Annotated in this window: 10 protein-coding genes; 9 read left to right on the top strand and 1 reads right to left on the bottom strand. The window is 73.4% G+C overall.

Features of this window, described 5'->3' with window-relative positions:
- Window positions 1-4 precede the first annotated feature (4 nt).
- Window positions 5-1,282 (bottom strand): sensor domain-containing protein, encoded by a 1,278-nt coding sequence (locus tag AB0M30_RS11250; protein WP_364582675.1) that lies wholly within the window; start codon window positions 1,280-1,282, stop codon window positions 5-7.
- 153 nt (window positions 1,283-1,435) lie between these two features.
- Here AB0M30_RS11250 and AB0M30_RS11245 point away from each other — a divergent pair, with 153 nt between their 5' ends.
- The 9 genes from AB0M30_RS11245 to AB0M30_RS11205 all read left to right on the top strand — a co-directional run bounded on the left by AB0M30_RS11245 (window position 1,436) and on the right by AB0M30_RS11205 (window position 20,715).
- On the top strand, window positions 1,436-2,230 hold the full coding sequence (locus AB0M30_RS11245; RefSeq protein WP_364582672.1) for an ABC transporter ATP-binding protein: 795 nt from the start codon (window positions 1,436-1,438) through the stop codon (window positions 2,228-2,230).
- Window positions 2,230-4,800, top strand: a complete 2,571-nt coding sequence (locus AB0M30_RS11240) for an FtsX-like permease family protein (protein WP_364582670.1) — start codon at window positions 2,230-2,232, stop codon at window positions 4,798-4,800. The genes AB0M30_RS11245 and AB0M30_RS11240 overlap by 1 nt, the downstream gene beginning before the upstream one ends.
- 107 nt (window positions 4,801-4,907) lie before the next feature.
- Window positions 4,908-6,593, top strand: coding sequence for an NAD(P)/FAD-dependent oxidoreductase (locus AB0M30_RS11235; RefSeq protein ID WP_364582668.1), 1,686 nt, complete (start codon window positions 4,908-4,910; stop codon window positions 6,591-6,593).
- 101 nt (window positions 6,594-6,694) lie between these two features.
- Window positions 6,695-6,973, top strand: a complete 279-nt coding sequence (locus AB0M30_RS11230; protein ID WP_364582665.1) for an acyl carrier protein — start codon at window positions 6,695-6,697, stop codon at window positions 6,971-6,973.
- A gap of 3 nt (window positions 6,974-6,976) precedes the next feature.
- Complete coding sequence (locus tag AB0M30_RS11225) at window positions 6,977-7,594, top strand: DUF2786 domain-containing protein (RefSeq protein WP_364582663.1); 618 nt, start codon at window positions 6,977-6,979, stop codon at window positions 7,592-7,594.
- A complete protein-coding gene (locus AB0M30_RS11220; RefSeq protein WP_364582660.1) occupies window positions 7,591-8,808 on the top strand; it encodes an acyl-CoA dehydrogenase family protein in 1,218 nt (405 codons plus the stop codon). The genes AB0M30_RS11225 and AB0M30_RS11220 overlap by 4 nt, the downstream gene beginning before the upstream one ends.
- Window positions 8,799-9,776 carry a pyridoxal-phosphate dependent enzyme gene (locus AB0M30_RS11215; RefSeq protein WP_103342272.1) on the top strand — a complete coding sequence of 326 codons (978 nt, stop codon included), beginning with the start codon at window positions 8,799-8,801 and terminating at the stop codon, window positions 9,774-9,776. The genes AB0M30_RS11220 and AB0M30_RS11215 overlap by 10 nt, the downstream gene beginning before the upstream one ends.
- Window positions 9,776-19,906, top strand: a complete 10,131-nt coding sequence (locus AB0M30_RS11210; protein WP_364582658.1) for an amino acid adenylation domain-containing protein — start codon at window positions 9,776-9,778, stop codon at window positions 19,904-19,906. Before AB0M30_RS11215 ends, AB0M30_RS11210 begins: the two co-directional genes overlap by 1 nt.
- Window positions 19,903-20,715: an ABC transporter permease gene (locus tag AB0M30_RS11205; RefSeq protein ID WP_233226151.1), complete on the top strand. Its 813-nt coding sequence runs from the start codon at window positions 19,903-19,905 to the stop codon at window positions 20,713-20,715. Before AB0M30_RS11210 ends, AB0M30_RS11205 begins: the two co-directional genes overlap by 4 nt.
- Window positions 20,716-20,842: the final 127 nt, after the last annotated feature.

Below are 20,842 nucleotides of genomic sequence, written 5' to 3'. Positions count from 1 at the left end.
GGCGTCAGGGCGCCAAGGCGCACGGGATTTCGATCGTCACCATGGTCGGCCCGCCGAGCGGGCTGAGGATCGTGATGAAGCCGTCGAGCGGGGCGAGCCGCTTTTCGATGCCGCGCAGTCCCGTGCCGCCTTCGGTGTCCGCGCCGCCGCCGCCGTTGTCGCTGACGTTGATCACCAGCCGGCCGAACTCGTAGTGGACGTGGATCGCGCCGCTCTGCGCCCCGGAGTGCTTCATCGCGTTGTTCAGCAGTTCGGACACCGAGAAGTACGCGGCGGTCTCGACCGCCAGTGACGGCCGGCCGGGCAGGTCGATCGTCGTCTCGATCCGCAGCGGGTTTTCGATGGCCAGGGTGCGGATCGCGTCGGCGATACCGCGGTCGACCAGCACCGGCGGCTGGATGCCCCGGACGAGGTCCCGCAGCTGCTGCAACGCCTTGGCCGAGCTGTTCTTCGCCTCGTCCATCAAGGACCGGGCCGCTTCGGGATGGGAGTCGAGCACGCGCATCGCCGCGTCGAGCGTCATCCCCATCGCGACGAGGTGGGTCTGCGCGCCGTCGTGCAGGTCGCGCTCGATGCGGCGCAGCTCGGTCGCCTGGGACCCCACGGCGTCGTCGCGGCTTTCCGCCAGGTGCTGCACGCGGTTCGTCAGCCGGGTCACCTCGGTCGGCGCCAGCAGCGTGGCCGCGAGCCGCGCGTGCAGCTTCAGCAGGTGCGGAGCGCTCCACAGCGCGAGCGGGAAGTGCGCCAGGCCGAGGATGGCGGCGAACCAGGCCGTCGTCGGGTCGTCCACCGGGAGCACCACGTACCAGCTGCCGAGCCAGTCGGCCGCGTCGGTCCCGACCAGGAACGGCATCGCCAGCCCGCGGAGGCCGTGCACGATCAGGAGGAGCGGGGTGAGCGTCAGCAGGATGCCGAGGGAGCTGTCCACCACCAGCCACAGCGCGTCGCGCCAGTTCGCGCGGTCGCCGAGCAGGTGGTGGCAGCGGCGCAGCGCCGAGCTCCCGGCCGGCTCGGGCAGGTACGGCGAGGCGATCCGCACGCCGGACCACGCGTCGGCCGCCGCGCGCACCCGGTCGGTCAGGGCGCGCATCAGCAGCACGGCCGGAGGCAGCATGAACAGTCCCACGCCCACGCCGATCAGCGAGCCGGCGGTGACCACGACGACGAACATCACGAGTTCGGTCACCGCGACCACGGCGAGCGCGCCGCCGCGCAAGGTGGCGAGCCCGCCGTCGCGCAGCAGCGACCGCGTCATCGTGGCGACCGGGCTTCCGCTAGTCATGGCGCCCATTATGCGCAGGCCGGGCCGTTCTCCGCGGTAGTGCTAACCCCCGCAAACTTCCGCTCCCTAGCACCCTCGGAAACCGGGCCGCACCTTCGTAACGTGGTCGCGGTAAAGAACGAACGGAAGCGAAGCCGCGCAGGGGAGCCGCAGATGTACCACCAAGACGACACGGTCGAAGTCGTGCGGCTGCTGTCCGTACGCAAGGCGTACGGCAAGAACGGGGCGCAGGTACTGGCCCTCGACAACGTGACGGCGGGCTTCGCCGCCGGCACGTTCACCGCGGTGATGGGACCGTCGGGTTCGGGCAAGAGCACGCTGCTGCACTGCGCGGCCGGCCTGGACAAGCCGACGTCCGGCTCGGTCGTGCTGGGCGGCACCGACCTCAGCGTGATGCGCGAGGTCGAGCTGACCCGGTTGCGGCGCGACCGGATCGGGTTCGTCTTCCAGGCCTTCAACCTGCTGCCCGCGCTCGACGTCGAGCAGAACGTGACCCTGCCGCTGCGGCTGGCGGGACGGCGCGCCGACCCGGCTCTCGTGCGCCGCGTCATCGAACAGGTCGGGCTCGGCCAGCGGCGGCACCACCGGCCCGCGGAACTCTCCGGCGGACAGCAGCAGCGGGTGGCGATCGCCCGCGCCCTCGTCACCCACCCCGAGGTCATCTTCGCCGACGAGCCGACCGGCGCGCTGGACACGCGGTCGGCCCAGGAGGTGCTTTCCCTGCTGCGAGAGGCGAAGAGCGTGTCCCGGCAGACCATCGTGATGGTCACCCACGACCCGGTGGCCGCCTCCTACGCCGACCGCGTGCTGTTCCTCGCCGACGGCCGCGTCGTCGACGAGCTGCGGCAGCCGAACCCCGAAGAGGTGGCGCGGCGGATGACCAACCTCGTCGCCCGCACCGAGCAGCGGCCGCAGGAAGGCCCCTGGATGAGCGAGCTGACGCGCTGATGCTGACCCTCGTCGTACGCACCCTGCGCTACCGCACCGGTGGCTTCATCGCCACCCTCGTCTCGGTGTTCGTCGGCACCGCCGTGATGCTCGCCTGCGGCGGGCTCATGGAAACCGGCATCCGGACCGTGATCCCGCCGCAGCGCCTCGCCGCCGCGCCGATCGTCGTCGCCGGCAACCAGTCCTACGACCTGCCCACGGTCGGCCACGGTGAGGACGCCGAACACGAGACCGCGACGCTGTCCGAGCGCGTCCGGCTCGGCGAAGGCCTCGCGGGCACGATCAGCGGCGTGCCCGGCGTCGCGCACGTGGTCCCCGACGTCTCCTTCCACGCCGAGGTGCTCGGCGACCAGGGCGGTCCGTCGGTGCCCGGCACCCAGGCCGGCCACAGCTGGGTTTCCGCGGAACTGGCGCCCTACCGGCTGACCGAGGGCGCGGCCCCGATCCGCGAGGGCGAAGTCGTGCTCGATTCCGCCACCGCCGCCCGGATCGGGGCGCACGCCGGTGCCAAGGCCGACATCGCCGTCCGCGGGGGCGTGCACTCCTACCAGGTCACCGGCATCGCCGACGCCGGCCGCCGGATGGCCGCCGACGCGGTGTTCTTCTCGCCCGCCGAGGCCGCCGGGCTGCAGTCCGCGGCCGGGCGGGTCGACGCGTTCGGCGTCCAGCTCGCCCCCGGGGCCGACGTCAGCGCCGTCAGCGCGCAGATCGCCACCGCGGTGCGGGACCAGCGCGCGGTGACGCTGACCGGCGACGCCCGCGGTACCGCGGAGTTCGCCAAGGCCGCCGGTGACGGCGAGCTGCTGATCATCCTCGCGGCCGTGTTCGGCGGCCTCGCGGCGCAGGTCGCCATGTTCGTCGTCGCGAGCACCCTGACGCTCTCGGTGCAGCAGCGCCGCCGTGAGGTGGCCATGCTGCGGGCGATCGGCGCGACCCCGCGTCAGCTGAGCCGGATGATCACCGGCGAAGCGATGATCATCGGGGCGCTGGGCACCGCGCTGGCGATCTTCCCGGGCGTGCTGCTCGGCAACTGGCTCTTCGGCCGGCTGACCGGGTTCGGCGTGATCCAGCCGGTCCTCAAGTTCGAGCAGGGCTTCTACCCGGTCGTCGCCGCGGCGATCGTGGGCCTGAGCTCGGCGTGGGGTGCCGCGTTCGTCGCCGCCCGGTACGCGGGCCGGACACGCCCCGTCGAAGCCATGCGGGAAACGGCGATCCCCACGCGCTGGCTGACCCCGACGCGGCTGTGGCTCGGGGTGTCGAGCCTGATCGGCGCGGTGGCGCTGGCCTACCTGACGATCACCGTCGTCGACGGCCCGCTCGCGGCGAGCACGGCCGGCCCGGCCGTCACGCTGGTGGCGACCGCCGTCGCGCTGTTCGCCCCGGGGCTCACCAAGCTGCTGGTCGGGGTGCTGCGCCGGCCGATCCGCGCGTTCGGTGGCCTGCCCGGCTACCTCGCCTCGCTGAACGCGCGTGCCCGCTGGATGCCGATGGCCGGGGCGGTCACGCCCATCATGCTCGCCACCGGCCTGGCGATCTTCATGCTGTATTTCCAGACCACGGAGGTCGCGGTCGCGGAGAAGCAGTACTCCGACTCGCTGCTCGCCGACGCCGTCGTGACGTCCGCGACCGGAGACCTGCCGCCGGATCTGGTCGCCAAGGTGCAGCAGGCGCCCGGGGTGGCCGGGGCCACGGCGTTCGTGACGAGCAAGGGGTACAACGAAAAGCCGTCGGACGCGACGCAGGACGAGGACGGCGTGGACCTCACCGGCGTCACCGCGGCCGGAGTGGCGAAGGCGTGGGGGAGCATCGTCGCGAGCGGGCAGCTCGACGCCCTGCGCGGCAACACCATCGCCCTGCCCGCCGATCTCGCGCAGCGGCTGGGGGTCGGCGTGGGTGCCAAGGTCGCCATGCGGCTGGGCGACGGCTCCCAGGTCACCCTGGACGTCGTCGCGACGCTGCGGACCACGGCGGCCTCGGCGTCGGCGCTGATGCCGGCCGACACACTGGCGCCGCACACGGCCGCGGGTGCGGCCGACCGGATCCTCGTCATGGCGCAACCCGGGACGGCGGAAGGCGATCTGCTCACGTCGCTGCGCGGCCGGGTCGGGGACGTCGACGGCGTGCAGGTGGCCGGCCGGGAGGCGCTGACCAAGGCCTTCCTGGCCGAGGTGCAGGCCAACGCCTGGGTCAACTACCTGATCGTCGGGCTGCTGCTCGTGTACGCCGCGATTTCCATGGTGAACACGCTGGTGATGGCCACGGCGGACCGGCGGCGGGAGTTCGGGCTGCAGCGGCTCATCGGGTCGACGCGGGGGCAGGTGATGCGCATGATGGCCGTGGAAGCGGGCGTCGTGGCCGCCATCGGTGTCTTCCTCGGCACGCTGGTCGCGGCGTCGATGCTGGTGCCCTTCAGCGCGGCCGTTTCGGACAGCCTCTTCCCGTCCGGTCCTTTGTGGATATATCTTCTGATACTCGGGCTGGCCGTCGTGCTGACGGTGGTGGCCACCTGTGCGCCGACGTGGTTCACGTTGCGCACGAGGCCGTCACCTTCGACGCTCGCCCCTGAATAGGTGACCTCGGGCGGACCGGAGCCCCCAGCACGGCGCTGACGAACTCTCCCCCAGATTGTCAGCGCGCGGTCAGCCCGAGGTCACCGCCCCGGCATAACGTCGCGGGCGTGGACACAGAAGAGAAGGCCGCCGAGCGCTGGGACGCCATCGTGGTCGGTTCCGGGATCGGCGGCCTCGTGTGCGCCGGCTACCTGGTGGCGAGCGGAATGCGCGTGCTCGTGCTCGAACAGCACGACGTCGCGGGCGGCAACAGCCACGTGTTCCGCCGGCGGCGCGCCTACCAGTTCGACGTGGGGGTGCACTACCTCGGCGACTGCGGGGCGGACGGCCTGCTGCCGAGGGTCCTCTCGGGTCTCGGCCTCGGCGACCGGGTGCGCTTCCACCCCATGGACCCCGACGGGTTCGACCGGATCGTCCTGCCGAGCGTCACCGTGGACGTGCCGACCGGGTGGGACCGCTACGCCGACCGGCTGCGGGCCGCGCTGCCCGCGGAGGCCGACGGCATCACCCGCTACATCGAGGTGTGCTCGGCCGTCGCGCGGGCCTGCCGCGAGTCCGCCTTCGCGGCGGGCCCGGCGGCGAAGGTGCCGGCCGTGATGGTGCGCTGGAGCCGCCGGACGCTGGCGCAGCTGTTCGACCACTGCGGGCTTTCGGCCCGGGCGCGCACGATCCTGGCCGCCCAGTCCGGGAACTACGGGTCCGCGCCGGCCGGCACGCTCGTCGTCGCGCACACGATGATGCTCGACGACTACCTGCGCGGTGCCTACTACCCGGAGGGTGGCGGGCAGGTGATCGCCGCGTCCTTCGTCGAGCTGCTGGAGTCGCACGGCGGCACGCTGCTCACCCGCACGCGCGTCGACCGGATCCTGGTCGAGCGCGGCAAGGCGGCCGGCGTCCGGCTGACCGACGGCACGGTCCACCGCGCGCCGGTGGTCGTGTCCAATGCGGACTACCGCCGGACCGTGCTGGAACTGTGCGACGGCCGGGAAAACCTGCCCGACCCCGTGGTCGCCCGCGCGGAGACGGCGACGATGCGCCTGCCGCTGGCCGTCTGCTACGTCGCGCTCGACCGGGAACTGCCGTTGCCCAGCGCGAACATCTGGTACTGGCCCAACGAAGACGTCGACGCGGCCTACGCCCAGGTGGAGGCGGGCCGGCTCGACGAGCTGCCGTTCGCGTTCCTGTCCTTCGCTTCCCTGAAGGACCCGGTGCCCGGCTCGGCGTGCCCGCCGGGGCACATGAACTTCCAGATCATGACGGCCTGCCCGCCGGGCTACGCGCACTGGGGCCTCACGGAGGGGCCGGCGCGCGGGGCCCGCTACCGGCGCGAACCCGGCTACCTGGGCGCGAAGGACCGGCTGACCGAGCAGATGCTGGACCTGGCCGAGGCCGCGATCGGGCCGTTCCGCGAGCACCTCGTGCACGTCGAGACGTCGACGCCGCTGACCCAGGAGCGCTACACGCTTTCGACCGGGGGCAGCGCGTACGGCCTGCACACCTGGGGCCGGGTCGGGCAACGGCCCGATATCGATTCGGGGGTCGACGGTCTCTACCTCACGGGTCAGAGCATCTTGCACGGTGGCGGAATCGTCGGGGTCGCGACCGGGGGCGCGCTGTGCGCGTCGACGATCCTCGGCCGGCCGGTCCTCGCGGACGGCGCCGCCGGGGTGCTGGGGAATCCCGAACTGCTCCCGGAACGCGAGCCCGGCTGGGACCCGCTGCGCACCTCCCGGGGCCTGCGGCGGCGGGCGGCGCGCGGCCTCGCCCCGCTCGACCGGGTCGTGGCGGGCTGAGCACGCGACACACGCGAAACCGGAGAAAAAAAGAACTCGAGGCCCGGTTCCGGGCCCGTGGGGTAATTGCTGCTGTCTTCATGAAGGGAATGGTGAGCGAAGTGACGGAAACCGTGGCTGAACCGACGGAGGTCCTGGACGACCGCGTGGTCGCGGGCATCTGCGCCGCACTGGAGTCCGTGCTCGAGGCGGAGGTCACCGACCTCGGCCCGGAGACCCGGCTCGCGGACGCCGGTCTCGACTCCACCGGCGTGCTGGAACTGCTGATGCAGCTGGAAGAGGCGCTGGGCATCGAATTCGACGCCGAGAACCTGGAAATGAGCCACTTCGAGTCGGTCGGATCGCTGGCCCGCTTCGTCTCGGCAGAAATGGCCGCCTGAGCGATGACCACGATCTCGCCGCCGCTCACGGCGACCTGGCTGCGGTGCCACGACACCGCCCGTGCGGAAGGGATGGCCCCGGCGCTGGCGGCGCTGCACGCGGCGCTGCCGGCCGGGGCGCCGGTCTTCGGTGCCGGCGGTGTCGCGGTCCTGCCGGCCGGGCCGGTGGCCGGCGACGTGCTCGTGGTCCGGACGGCGCAGCTGCCGGGCGGCCCGGTCGTCCTCGTGCGGACGCACCGGCCCGCCGGCCACGTCGACCCGGTCCTGGCGACCGGGGCGGTGTGGCTGCGGCTGGGCCTGTCCGGCGCCCTGCTCGACGCCGGCCTGGCCTACCTCGGCGGGCGGCGCAGCGGCGACACCACTCTGCTGCGCCGCCAGATGGTCCAGGGCGCCGTGGCCGAGGCGCTGACCGGGCAGCTCGAAGTCCGCGCGTTCCTGACCGCGCACGACGCGGACCCGGCGCCGGACGCACTGGCCTACCTGCACCGGCGGCTCACCGACACCGACCGCGTCCTGCTGCGCCTGCTCGGCGCGGCGGGGTTCGTCCGCGGCGGCGCGGGCGAGGTCGCCGACGTCTCCGAGCTGCTCGCGGGGGCCTACACCCCGGAGGCGGTGGCGTGAGCGCGACCGTGCTGGACGACCGGCTCGTGACGCTGCGGGACGCGGCCCGGACGTGGGGCGCGGAGTTCCGCGTCGCCGGTGCCGGCCTCGACACCGACCCCGACGGCGTCGGCGCGCACCTGGACCTGGCCGGCGTCCGCTGCCTGGCCACCATGCTCGTCCCCGGGGAGTTCGGGGGCGCGGGCCTGTCCCTCGGCGCGCACCGCTTCCACGGCATGACGGCGATCGAGCGGACGGTGGTGCTCGAAGAACTCGCCCGCGGCGACGCCGGCCTGATGCTGGCCAGCCCCGGCGCGTCGATGTCCGGCGTGCTCGTCGACGTGCTGGCCGACCGGGAGCAGAAGGAGTGGTTCTACGGCCGGCTCCTCGAACGTCCCACGTGGACGTTCTTCGCGCTCACCGAGCCGGATCGCGGCTCCGACGCCACCGCGCTGGAGACGGCGCTTTCGGCACCGGCCGACGGCACCCACCGGCTCGACGGCCGCAAGAAGTACGTCGGCAACGCCGCCCGGGCCGCGCTCGGGGTCGTGTTCGCCCGCACCGGGCCCGGCCCGCTGGGCGTCACCGCGGTCCTGGTGGACACGGCGGACCCGGGGTTCCACGCCGAGCCGATCGAGTCGCTGGGGCTGCGCGCCGCGCGGATCTGCGAGCTGACCCTGGACAACGTCGCCGTGCCCGCCGAGCGCGTGCTCGGCCGGGACCGCTCGCCCGCCCGGCGGGGCATGTGGGCGTGCGTGCAGACCTTCAACCGGCTGCGGCCGGGCGTGGCCGCGATCGCGGTCGGCATCGCCGCGGCCGCCCACGACTACGTGCTGGCCGAACGCGGCCCGCTCGACCACGACGGCCGCGACCGGCTCGACCGGCTCGACCGCCGCATCGAGGGTGTGCGCCACCTCGTGCAGCTGTCCGCGATCGAGGTCGACGCCGACGGCTCCCGCGGCCACCTCGCCTCGGCGGCCAAGGCCGAAGCGTGCCGGCTGGCCGAGGAGGCCACCCTCGAAGCGTGCGGCTTCTTCGGGCCGCGAGCCCGCTGGGAGCACCCGGCGCTGGACAAGCTGGTCCGGGACGCGCGCGGCGTCGAGTTCATGGAGGGCGCCGGCAACATCCAGAAGCTCACCGTTTTCCAGGGCCTGGTCGCCGGCAAGGTCGGCCGGGGCGACCCCTTTCCCGCGCACGCCGGGAAATCGTCCAGCGGAGGTTCGTCGTGCAGGTGATCACGAGGCCGGAGGAGTTCGACGTCACGGACCTGTACGTCGACCTCCACCACATCGTGGACCGGCGGGTCCTGATGAAGTGCGAAGGCTTCAACTTCGCGCGCTCGAGCAAGCTCAAGCCCGCCCTCGAAATGGTGACGCTGGCCGAGCGCGCGGGCGTGCTGCGCCCCGGCTCGACCATCGTCGAAACGTCGTCGGGCAACCTCGGCGTGGCGCTGAGCCTGGTCGCGGCCAGCCGCGGGTACCGGTTCGTCTGCGTCACCGACCCGCGCAGCACGCTGCTCACCCGGCAGCTGATGCAGAACCTCGGCACCGAGGTGCTGGTCGCCCCCGACCCGGCCGCGGGCCTGCGGCTCGTCCGCCGCCTGTGCGCGGAGAACGACGGCTACACCTGGCTGGACCAGTACGTCAACGCGGGCAACTGGATGGCCCACTTCCGCTCGACCGGCCCGGACATCCTGCGCACCGTGCCGGATCTGGACGTGCTCTTCGTCGGCGTCGGCTCGGCTGGCACCCTCACCGGGTGCGCCCGCTACCTGCGCCAGGTCCGGCCGCAGGTGCGGATCGTCGCCGTCGAGTGCGTCGGCCCCGGGCCGCGGGCCGCGCGGCGCAGCACGGCCCTGCGCACGAGCGTGCGGTTCCCGGTCATCGACATGTCCCTCGTGGACGATCTGGTGCGGGTCGACGAAGCGGCGGCGATCCGCGAGTGCCGCCGGCTCGCGCAGCGCGGCTTCCTGCTCGGGGGCGGCTCCGGCATGGTGCTGGCCGGCGCGCTCGGCTGGCTGGCGGACAACGACGCGGGCGGCGCCGAGCCCACGGCGGTGGTGATCTCGCCCGACCTCGGCGACCGCTACCTGGACACGATCTACCAGGACCAGTGGGTCAAGGACAACTACGGCCCCGAAGCGCTGCTCGACGGTGCCGAACACGATTCCCGTTACGCCAAAACACTCTTCGAGGTGCCCTGATGACCGCGGTCGACGCATTCCTGCCCCTGTCCACCGCACAGACCGACGTCTGGTACGACGAACAGCTGTCCGGCGGCGGCCTCGCCTACGCGATGGCGGACTACCTGGACATCACCGGCCCGCTGGACGTCGGGGTGTTCCAGGCCGCCTTGCGGGCGCTGGCCGACGAAGCCGAGTGCTTCCGGGCCCGGTTCGTCGAGGTCGAGGGCGAACCGCGGCAGCTCATCGAGCCGCTGACCGAGCTGCCGATCCGGTACCCGGACGTGACCGGGGAAGCCGACCCGGAGAGCGCCGCGCTCGACTGGATGCACGAAGACATGCGACACCCCTTCTCGCTGGAGGACTTCCCGCTCTTCCGCGGCGCCCTGATCAAGCTCGGCGCGCAGCGGCACTTCTGGTACCTCACCACCCACCACCTCATCGGCGACGGCTTCAGCGCGGCGATCTGCCACCGCCGGCTGGGCGAGCTCTACAACGCCCTGCTGGCCGGGGAGGACCCCGGGCCCACCGCCCTGCCGCCGTTCCGGCTGCTGCTCGACGCCGACCTCGCCTACCAGGACTCCCCGCACCGGTTGCGGGACAAGGCGTTCTGGGGACGCCACTTCGACACCACGCCCGACCTGGTCAGCCTGTCCGGCAAGGAACCGGCGCCGGCGCGCGGCTTCCTGCGGCGCACCATGGTGCTGCCCCCGGAGACGGCGAAGGCCGTGCGCGAGGCGGCCGCGAGCGCGAAGGTGACGCTGCCGACGTTCTTCATCGCCGCGATGGCGGCCTACACGCAACGGCTTTCGGGCATCAAGGACCTGCTGCTGACCGTCCCGGTCGCGGCGCGTGCGGGCGTGCGCTCGCGGGCGACCCCGGGCATGGTCGCCAACTACCTGCCGCTGCGGATGGTCGTCGAGCCGCAGATGACGATCGCCGCCCTGCTGGGCCAGGCCTCGAGCGAGCTCGCCGCGACCCTCAAGCACCAGCGCTACCACGTCAACCAGATCCGCCGGGACATCGGCGTGCGCAGCGACGAGCGCCGCCCGTTCGGCGGCCCGTTCGTCAACGTGCTCCCGCCCGAGCCCGGCCTGCGCCTCGGCGACTGCCACACGCGCGTGATGAACCTGTCGACCGGCATCACCAACGACCTTTCGCTGACCGTGCTCGACGTCACCGAAGACATCATCGAAATCCACCTGAACGGCAACCCCGACCTCTACGACGCCGAGGGCGTCGCCGCGCACCTGGAGCGGCTGGCCGGGTTCGTCGGCCGGCTCGCCGAAGCCGGCTCGTCGGCGGTGCTGGGCGGGGTCGACGTCGTGTCGGCGGACGAGCTCGGCGAGCTGCTGGCCAGCGGGGTCGGTGCGGCCGGGCCGGTGGGCGCCGACGTGGTGTCGCGAATCCGCGCCCTCGCACAGGCCTCGCCGGAGGCGGCCGCGGTGGCCGACGGCGGCGACTGGGTTTCGTACCGGTCCCTGACCGGCCGGGCGAGCGCGCTGTCCCGCCGGCTTCCTGCCCGCGGGCTGGTGGGCGTGCTGGCCGACCCCGGTGTCGGGTTCGTCTCGGCCGTGCTGGGCGTGCTCTGGTCGGGTTCGGCGTTCGTGCCGCTCGACGCGGGGATGCCGGTGGCCCGGCTGGCCGGGCTGCTGGTGGATTCGGGTGCCTCGCGCGTGGTCGTCGGCCCCGGGTACGAGGAGCTGGCGGCGGAGGTGGTGGCCGCGGCCGGCAGTGGTGCCGGGATCGTGGCCCTGGACGGTGCCGAAGACGGCCCGGATGCGCTGGCGCCGGTGTTCGGCGCGGGCGAAGACGCCGGTGCGGAGCTGGCTTACGTGATCTTCACGTCCGGCTCGACGGGGCGCCCGAAGGGCGCGATGGTGCACCGCCGGGGCATGGTGAACCACCTGCTGGCCAAGATCGAGGATCTCGACCTGGAGCCCGCGGACGTGGTCGTGCAGAACGCTCCGGTGACGTTCGACGTTTCGGTGTGGCAGATGCTGGCCCCGCTGCTGGTCGGCGGCCGGGTCCGGGTGGTGTCCCGGGCGATCGCGGCGGATCCGGACGCGTTGTTCGGCTTGATCCGGACCGAGGGCGTTTCGGTGCTGGAGGTCGTGCCGTCACTGCTGCGCGCGGCGCTCGACTCCTGGGACCTGGCCGGGCGGTCCGCCGATGTTTCCGGGCTGCGCTCGCTCGTGGTGACCGGTGAGGCGCTGCCGCCCGACCTGTGCGTGCGCTGGTTCGCGCGGTTCCCGGATGTGCCGCTGGTGAACGCGTATGGCCCGACGGAGTGTTCGGACGACGTGACGCACGCGGTGATCCGGTCCGGCGTCGAGGTGGTGCCGATCGGCCACGCGGTGCGCAATTCCCGGCTGTACGTGCTGGGTGACGAGCTGCGCCCGGTGCCCGCGGGCGCGGTCGGTGAGTTGTTCGTCGGCGGCCTCGTCGTGGGCCGCGGTTACGTCGGTGACCCGGCGCGGACGGCGGCGGTGTTCGTCGCGGATCCGTTCAGCGGCCCGGGCACGCGGATGTACCGCACCGGCGACCGCGTCCGGCTGCGGGAAGACGGCCAGCTCGAGTTCGTGGAGCGGCGCGACTTCCAGGTCAAGATCCGCGGCCACCGCATCGAGCTCGGCGAGATCGAAAGCGTACTGCGGGCCGTGCCCGGCGTCCTGGACGCCGTCGTGCGGGTGCTCACCGACGCCGACGGCGGCAAGCGCCTCGCGGGCTACCTCATCGGCATCGACGGCGAAGGCCCGATCGACGCCGGTGCCGTGCGCAGCACCGCCCAGCAGCTGCTCCCGGACTACATGGTGCCCTCGGCGCTGGTCGTGCTCGACGAGCTGCCGCTGACCGAACACGGCAAGGTCGACCGCGAAGCGCTGCCCGCACCGGATTTCCGGGCCGAGGTCGTCGGGCGCCGCCCGCGCAACACCGTCGAGACCGTCGTCTGCGACATCCTCGCCGAGGTCCTGTCCGTGCCGCGGGTGTACATCGACGACAACTTCTTCGCCCTCGGCGGCGACAGCATCAGCGCGATCCAGGTGGCCGGCCGGGCCCGCACGGCGGGCATCGAGCTCACCCCGCGCGACATCCTCGAGCGCCGCACGCCGGCCGCGATCGCCGAGCAGGTCGGCCTCCGCGAGCCGAGCGCCGACGTCGAGGCGATCGCGGTGGCCGAAGGGCCGCTGGTCGAGCTGACCGAAGACGAGCTGCGGGAGCTGGCGCCGGAAGGCGGCCGCATCGAGGACGTCTTGCCGCTGTCGGCGTTGCAGCAGGGCCTGCTGTTCCACTCCGAATTCGACCCCGACGGCGTCGACGTCTACACCGTGCAGGCCACCGCGGACCTCGCCGGCCCGCTCGACGTCGACGCGCTGCGCGACGCGTGTGCCGCGCTGCTGCGCCGGTACGCCACCCTGCGCGCCTACTTCCGGCACCGCCGCGGCGGCGACGCCGTGCAGCTGATCGCCGCCGAGGTCGGCCTGCCCTGGACCGAGCTGGATCTCTCCACGCTGCCCGAGCCCGAACGCGGGGAGCGGCTGAGCCGGCTGGCGGTCGAGGACCGGGAGCGCCGGTTCGACCTCGCGCACCCGCCGCTGGTCCGGTTCACCCTGATCAAGGTCGCGGCCGGCCGCTACCGGTTCCTCTGGACCGCCCACCACATCGCCACCGACGGCTGGTCGGTGCCGATCCTCATCCGCGAACTGGCCACGCTGTACACCGAAGGCCCCGCGGCCGCGCTGCCGGAAGTGGCCCCGTTCCGGAACTACCTCGCCTGGCTCGGCCGCCAGGACGAGCGGGAAGCCCGGCAGGCGTGGCGCGAGGTCCTCGACGGGCTCACCGAGCCGACGAAGGTGGCGCCGGAGCTCGACGGGCACCTGAAGGCGGTGCCGGAGTCGGCCGAAGTGGTGCTGTCCCGGGACGAGACCGCCGAGCTGGTGGCGTGGGCCCGGCGGCACGAGCTCACCCTCAACACCGTCGTGCAGGCCTGCTGGGCGATCCTGGTCGGCCGGCTCACCGGACGCCGGGACGTCGTGTTCGGGTCGGTCACCGCCGGGCGCCCGGCGGAGCTGCCGGGCGTGGAGACCATGGTCGGCATGTTCATCAACACGGTGCCGGTCCGGGCCGACCTCGACCCGGCGGGCACGCTGGACGAGCTCCTGGTCTTCCTCCGCGACCAGCAGGCCCGGATGTCGGCCTACCAGCACGTCGGGCTGGCCGAGGTGCAGAACGACGTGCCCGGCCTGGCCGGCACCGGCGAACTGTTCGACACCGCCATCGTCTTCGAGAACGTGCCCGCCGACGGCGAACAGACCGACGTGGTCCTGGGCGACGACGTGCGCGTGCTCGACGCCGTCACCGAGGACTCCCGCCACTACCCGCTGAGCCTGGTCGTGAACCCGGGCGGCGAACTGGCCTTCCGCTTCGACTACGCGCCCGAGGCGTTCGACGCCGAACGCGTCGGCCGGATCACCGGCATGTTCCGGCACCTGCTCGACACCGCCATCGCCGATCCTTCGGTGGCGCTCGGGTCGATCGACGTGGTGCCGGCGGCGGAACTCGAGCGGGGCGCCGGTGCCACCGGGCCGGTGGGTGCCGACGTCGTGGCGCGGGTGCGTGAATTCGCGCTGGCGACGCCGGAGGCCCCCGCGGTGGCCGACGGTGGCGCGTGGGTTTCGTACGCGTCGCTGGCCGGGCGCGCGAGTGCGCTGTCCCGCCGGCTTCCGTCCCGTGGGGTGGTCGGCGTCCTGGCCGACCCGGGGGTCGGGTTCGTGACGGCCGTGCTGGGCGTGTTGTGGTCCGGGGCGGCCTACCTGCCCCTGGACCCGACGTTGCCGGTGACCCGGCTGGCCGGGCTGCTGGTGGATTCCGGCGCCACCGCCGTCGTGGTGGGTGCGGGCTTCGAGGACCTGGCGGCCGAGATCGCCGGCGGCGGCACCGGGATCGTGGTCCTGGACGAGGCCGAAGACGAGGAGTGGGCGCCTGCTTTTGCCGGCGACGCCGGTCTGGACCTGGCGTACGTGATCTTCACGTCGGGTTCGACGGGGCGTCCGAAGGGGGCGATGGTGCACCGCCGCGGGATGGTGAACCACCTGCTGGCCAAGATCGAGGACCTGGGCCTGGAGTCGTCGGACGTGCTCGTGCAGAACGCTCCGGTGACGTTCGACGTCTCGGTGTGGCAGATGCTGGCGCCGCTGCTGGTCGGCGGCCGGGTTCGCGTGGTGTCGCGGGTCGTGGCGGCTGATCCGGACGCGTTGTTCGGTTTGATCCGGGCCGAGGGCGTCTCGGTGCTCGAGGTCGTGCCGTCGTTGCTGCGGGCGGCCCTGGACTCCTGGGACCTGGCCGGGCAACCGGATCTCTCGGGGCTGCGCTGGCTCGTGGTGACGGGGGAGGCGCTGCCGCCGGACCTGTGCGCGCGGTGGTTCGCCCGGTTCCCGGACGTGCCGCTGGTCAACGCCTACGGCCCGACGGAGTGCTCGGACGACGTGACGCACGCGGTGATCCGGTCCGGCGTCGAGGTGGTGCCGATCGGCCACGCGGTGCGCAATTCCCGGCTGTACGTGCTGGGTGACGAGCTGCGCCCGGTGCCCGCGGGCGCGGTCGGTGAGCTGTTCGTCGGCGGCCTGGTGGTCGGCCGCGGTTACGTCGGTGATCCGGTCCGGACGGCGGCGGTGTTCGTCGCCGATCCCTTCGGCGAGCCGGGCACGCGGATGTACCGGACCGGCGACCGCGTCCGGATGCGTCCCGACGGCGAGCTGGAGTTCGTGGAGCGCCGCGACTTCCAGGTGAAGATCCGCGGCCACCGCATCGAGCTCGGCGAGATCGAGGCCTGCCTCGCCGCGCACGCGGGCGTCGGGGAAGCGGTGGTCACGGTCCACGGCACGGGCAACGACCGGCGGCTCGTCGCGTACGTCTCCGGTGCCGTCACCGAAGGGGAACTGCGTGAGCACGTGACCGCGCAGCTGCCGGCGTACATGGTCCCCGGCGCGTACCTCGTCCTCGACCGCTTCCCGCTGACCGCGCACGGCAAGATCGACCGCAAGGCGCTGCCCGCGCCGGAACAGCACACGGGCGCGGGCACCCGCGGCCCGCGCACCCCGGTCGAAGCCACGCTGTGCGAGATCTGGGCCGACGTGCTCGGCGTCGCCGAAGTCGGGATCGACGACGACTTCTTCGCCATCGGCGGGCATTCCCTGCTGGCCAACTCGGTCGTGAGCCGGGTCCGGTCCGCGCTGGCCGCCGAACTGTCCATCCGGGACCTCTTCGAGGCGCGGACCGTGAGCCGGCTCGCCGGCCGGCTCGTCTCCGCGGGCCAGGCCGGCGCCGGGTTCCGGAAGCTCGCCCGGCCGGAGAAGATCCCGCTGTCGCACGCGCAGACGCGGATGTGGTTCCTCAACCGGCTCGAAAGCGCCGGGTACAACATCCCGCTGGCCGTCCGGCTCGGCGGCGACCTCGACCCGGCGGCCCTGGCGGCCGCGCTCGGCGACGTCGTCGAGCGGCACGAGGTCCTGCGCACGGTCTTCCCCGACGTCGACGGCGTCCCGTACCAGCAGGTCCTGCCGTCCGCGCCGGACTCACCGCTCGCCACGGCGACGGTCACCGAGGACGGGCTCACCGCGGCGCTGGCGGCCGAGGCGGGCGGCGCGTTCGATCTCGCCACCGACCGCCCGCTGCGCGCCACCCTGTACCGCGTGGCGGACACCGGCGAGCACGTGCTGCTGCTCGTCCTGCACCACATCGCCGGTGACGGCTGGTCGGTCGACGTCCTGGCGCGCGACCTGGCCACCGCGTACGACGCCCGGGTGCGCGGGGCCGAGCCCGGCTGGGCGGACCTGGCCGCGCAGTACGCCGATTACGCGGTCTGGCAGCGCGAGCTGCTCGACGACCGGCAGGCGGCGGACCGGCAGTGGGAGTACTGGCGCACCGCGCTCGACGGCCTGCCCGACGAGCTGCGGCTGCCCGCGGACCTCCCGCGCCGGGCCGCCACCGCCTTCCGCGGCGGCTCGGTCGGCTTCGAGGTGCCGCCGACCGTCCACAAAGCACTGACGGCGCTGGCCCGCCGGTCCGGCGCGAGCGTCTTCATGGTGGTCCAGGCGGCGGTGGCCGCGCTGCTCACCAAGCACGGCGCGGGCACGGACATCCCGCTGGGCAGCCTCGTCGCGGGCCGCTCGGACGAGGTGACGAACGACCTCGTCGGGTTCTTCGTCAACACGCTGGTCCTGCGCACCGACACCGGCCGCAACCCGACGTTCGCCGAGCTGATCGCCCGGGTGCGGGACACCGACCTCGAGGCGTACGCGCACCAGGACCTGCCGTTCGAGCTCCTGCTCGAGATGGCCCGGCCCGCGCGGTCGCTGTCGCGCCAGCCGTTGTTCCAGGTGATGCTGTCGTACTACGAGGTCCCGGACCCGCGGTTCACGCTCGGCGGCCTTTCGGTGCGGCCGGAGATCCTCCCGGCGACCGGGGCCAAGTTCAAGTTCGACCTGACGTTCCAGCTCGGCGAGCGGCCGGGCGAGGCGGGCATGGAAGGCAGCATCGAGTACTGCGCGGACCTGTTCACCCCGGAGACGGCGGGCTTGCTCGCCACCCGCTTGAACCGGTTGCTGTCGGCGGTGGCGGAGGATCCGGAGCTCCCGTTGAGCCGGATCGAGCTGGACACGCCGGCCGTGCGTTCCGTGGCCGGGTCCGGGGAACCGGCGGAGCTGCCGGTGCTGCGCAACACCCGGGGCCCGGCACTGATCTGGGACGGCGGCCGGATGAGCCACGCGCAGCTGCGCCGCCGCGTGACGGCGGAGGCCCGGAAGCTGAAGGCCCGCGGAGCGGGTCCGGAGTGGACGGTGTCGATCGCCGCGGACTCGGCGGCGGAACGCGTGGTTCAGGTGCTGGCCGCGCTCGAAGCAGGGGCGGCCTACCGGCTGGCCGAGCCGGGCGACACGCTCGGCACGGTGATCGACGTCGGTCGCCCGGAAGCTTCCGGCGGGGCCGGTTCTGCCTCCGCCGCACCGGCCGCTCCGGCGGCCGAGGCCGGTCGCCCGGACGGCGGCCCGGCGGCGGCCGAGGTTGCTCGCTTGGATGGCAGCCCGGCGGCGCAGGCCGAGGCCGGTCGCTCGCAGAGCGGCCCGGCGGCTTCCGGCGAGGCGGCTTCCTCCGCCGCCGCACCGGTTGCCCCTGGACACGCGGCCGCCCACCTCCCGGACGGCACCGTCCTCTCGCGCCGCGCGCTGGCGGAGTCCATCGCCGCCCTGCAGGAGTCCATCCCGGCCGGCAGCCGGGTGATCGTCCCCGAGCTCCCCGATGCCATCCCGGCCACGCTGGCCGCGCTGGCGACCGGCGGCTCTGTCCACCTCGCCGAGGCCGAAACCGCCGACGCCACCGCACTCGCCCAGCTCCTCGAAGGCGAATTGCCGGCGGTCTTGTTCGCCACTCCCCACCAGGTCCGGGCGCTGGCGGCCCACCACGAACCGGCCCTCGCCGGCGTCCGGCTGATCGTCGCGGGCGAGCCCCTGGCCACGCCGCTCGTCGACCGGCTCGACCGCGCCGGTGCCGAGGTGCACACGCACTACCGCACCTTCACCGGCCAAGCCGGACCCGGCACCTTGCCCCACCCGGCCCGCGCCTACGTCCTCGACGAAACGCTCCGACCCGTCCCACTGGGCGCACACGGCGAACTCTGGCTCGCCGGCCCGGCCCTCGCCCGCGGCCACGCGGGAGAACCCGGCCGCACCGCCACGCGGTTCGTCGCCGACCCCTTCGAAACCGGGGAACGGATGTACCGCACCGGCGACCTGGTCCGCCGCCGGCTCGACGGCACCCTGGAACTGGTGGCCGAGCCGATCCGGGCGCGCGGGTTCGCCGTCCGGCCGGTCGAGGTCGAGGCCGCGTTGCTGCGCCACCCCGGCGTCGCCGCCGCCGAGGTCGTGGTCCGGGACGACCAGCTCGTCGCCTACGTCGTCGGCCGCGGCGAAGGCCTGCGCGAGCACCTGGCACGGGAACTGCCGGACTTCGCGGTCCCGTCGGCGATCGTCGAGCTCGCCGCCCTCCCGCTCACCGCGGCGGGCGAGCTCGACCACGCGCGGCTGCCCGCACCGGCGACGACCGCCCGCGCGGTCGGGAGCACGCCGGCCGAGGAGGTCCTGCGGCTCGCGTTCGCCGAGACGCTCGGCTTGCCCGAGGTCGACGCCGACGCGGACTTCTTCGCCTTGGGCGGCAACAGCCTGCTCTCGGTGCGGCTGGTCGCGCTGGCCCGCAACGCCGGGGTGCGGTTCACCGTGGCGGACGTCCTGACGCACGGGACCGTCGAACGCCTGGCCGCGCTGGCCGGCACCGGCGGTGACGGCGGTGACGTGCTCGACCCGTTCGCGCCGGTGCTGCCGATCCGGCCGGACGGCGACCGCGCGCCGCTGTTCTGCGTGCACGCGGGGCTCGGGCTGAGCCTGCCCTACCTCGGGCTCGTCCAGCACCTCGACCCGGGCCGCCCGATGTACGGGCTGCAGTCGCCGAACGTCGGCGGGGACGGCGAGCTGCCGGTCAGCGTCGAAGACGTCGCCGAGGAGTACACCGCCCGGATCCGCGCGATCCAGCCGGCCGGCCCGTACCACCTGCTCGGCTGGTCGTTCGGCGGGCTGCTGGCGCACGAGATCGCCGTGCAGCTGCAGGAGGCGGGGGAGCGGGTCGAGACCCTGTGCGTGCTCGACAGCTTCCCGGTCGAGGCGGCGGGCCAGGCCCCGCCGACCCGGCAGGAACTGCTCGTCAGCTTCCTGGAACACCTCGGCTACGACGCCGACGAGGGCGCCGACCTGTCCCCGGCGGGCGTCATCGACGTCCTGCGCCGCGGCGGCTCGCGGCTGGCCGGGATCGGCGAGGACCGGATGACCCGGGTGCTCGACGTGATGAGCAACAACGGCGAGCTCGCTCTCCGGTACGAACCCGCCCGCTTCTCCGGCCGCCTGCTGCTGTTCCTGGCGGCCGAGGGGCTCACCGAGGCCGACCTCGCCGAGCGGCCCGGCCGCTGGGCACCGTACGTCGACGGGGCGATCGAAACGCACCGCATCGGCTGCGGGCACGAATTCATGATGCACCCGCAAGCCCAGGCCGCCATCGGCCGGATCGTCGCCGCCGCACTGGACGGCTCTTCCGAGGAGGACGAATGACTGTGATTGCCCCGGCGCCGGCGCGGCGGTTTTCCGACGCCGTGGTGGAGGTGCTGGCGCTCGCCGGGCGCCGTCTCACCCACCTGCGCAACGTTCCGGGCCGCCTGCTGGCGGTCACCCTCAACCCGCTGATCACCATGCTGGCGATCGGGTACGTGTTCAAGGACGCGGTGATCGTGCCGGGCAGCGGCAGCTACCCGGAGTTCCTGTTCCCCGCCGCGCTGATGCAGGTCGGCCTGGCCGGCATCGCGCCCACCGCGATCGCCGTCGCCACCGACCTGAACGGCGGCCTGACCGACCGGTTCCGCTCGCTGCCGATCGTCCGGCCCGCGGTGCTGATCGGGCACTCCCTGGGTGACTTCCTGGTGGGCCTGATCGCGCTGGCGATCACCGTGGCGTCCGGCCTGCTCGTCGGCGGCCGGGTGCACACCGGGTTCCTGCCGCTGATCGGCGGGCTCGCCCTGCTCGTCGTGTTCCTCTACGCGATGATCTGGGTCGGCATCCTGCTCGGCCTGTCGCTGCGCAACCCCGAGGCGATCGACGGCATCGGCGCGGTGGCCACGCTCGGCCTTTCCTTCCTCTCCAACGCCTTCATGTCGACCGACCGCCTGCCGTCGTGGCTGCGCCCGGTCGCGGAGTGGAACCCGGTCAGCTCGGTGACCACCGCGGTCCGCCGCCTGTGGGGCACGCCGGTCGACGAAACCGGGTTCCCCGCCCAGCACCCGGGGGTGGTCGTGGCGATCACCCTGGCCGTCACCCTGGTGCTGGCCGGGGGCCTGAGCTTCCGCAAGTACCGCACGATCGCCTAGTGTCGCGCGTCCGAAGTTCAGTGACAGTGGCCCGGTCCCCGAGCGCCCCAATGTGGCCTTGGTTGCGTTGAACGCACCCAAGGCGGCCTTCGGTGCGTTCAACGCACCGAAGGCCACATTGGGGCGC

This window comes from Amycolatopsis sp. NPDC051716, from assembly GCF_040681595.1.
Lineage (GTDB): Bacteria > Actinomycetota > Actinomycetes > Mycobacteriales > Pseudonocardiaceae > Amycolatopsis.
The sequence above is the reverse complement of the archived record's forward strand: the minus strand, read 5'-3'. Positions and strand labels throughout refer to the sequence as shown.

Coding starts and splice junctions, on each gene's coding strand:
- AB0M30_RS11245 (WP_364582672.1), top strand. CDS start 1,436: ATGTACCACCAAGACGACACGGTCGAAGTCGTGCGGCTGCTGTCCGTA.
- AB0M30_RS11210 (WP_364582658.1), top strand. CDS start 9,776: ATGACCGCGGTCGACGCATTCCTGCCCCTGTCCACCGCACAGACCGAC.
- AB0M30_RS11205 (WP_233226151.1), top strand. CDS start 19,903: ATGACTGTGATTGCCCCGGCGCCGGCGCGGCGGTTTTCCGACGCCGTG.
- AB0M30_RS11250 (WP_364582675.1), bottom strand. CDS start 1,282: ATGACTAGCGGAAGCCCGGTCGCCACGATGACGCGGTCGCTGCTGCGC.
- AB0M30_RS11240 (WP_364582670.1), top strand. CDS start 2,230: ATGCTGACCCTCGTCGTACGCACCCTGCGCTACCGCACCGGTGGCTTC.
- AB0M30_RS11225 (WP_364582663.1), top strand. CDS start 6,977: ATGACCACGATCTCGCCGCCGCTCACGGCGACCTGGCTGCGGTGCCAC.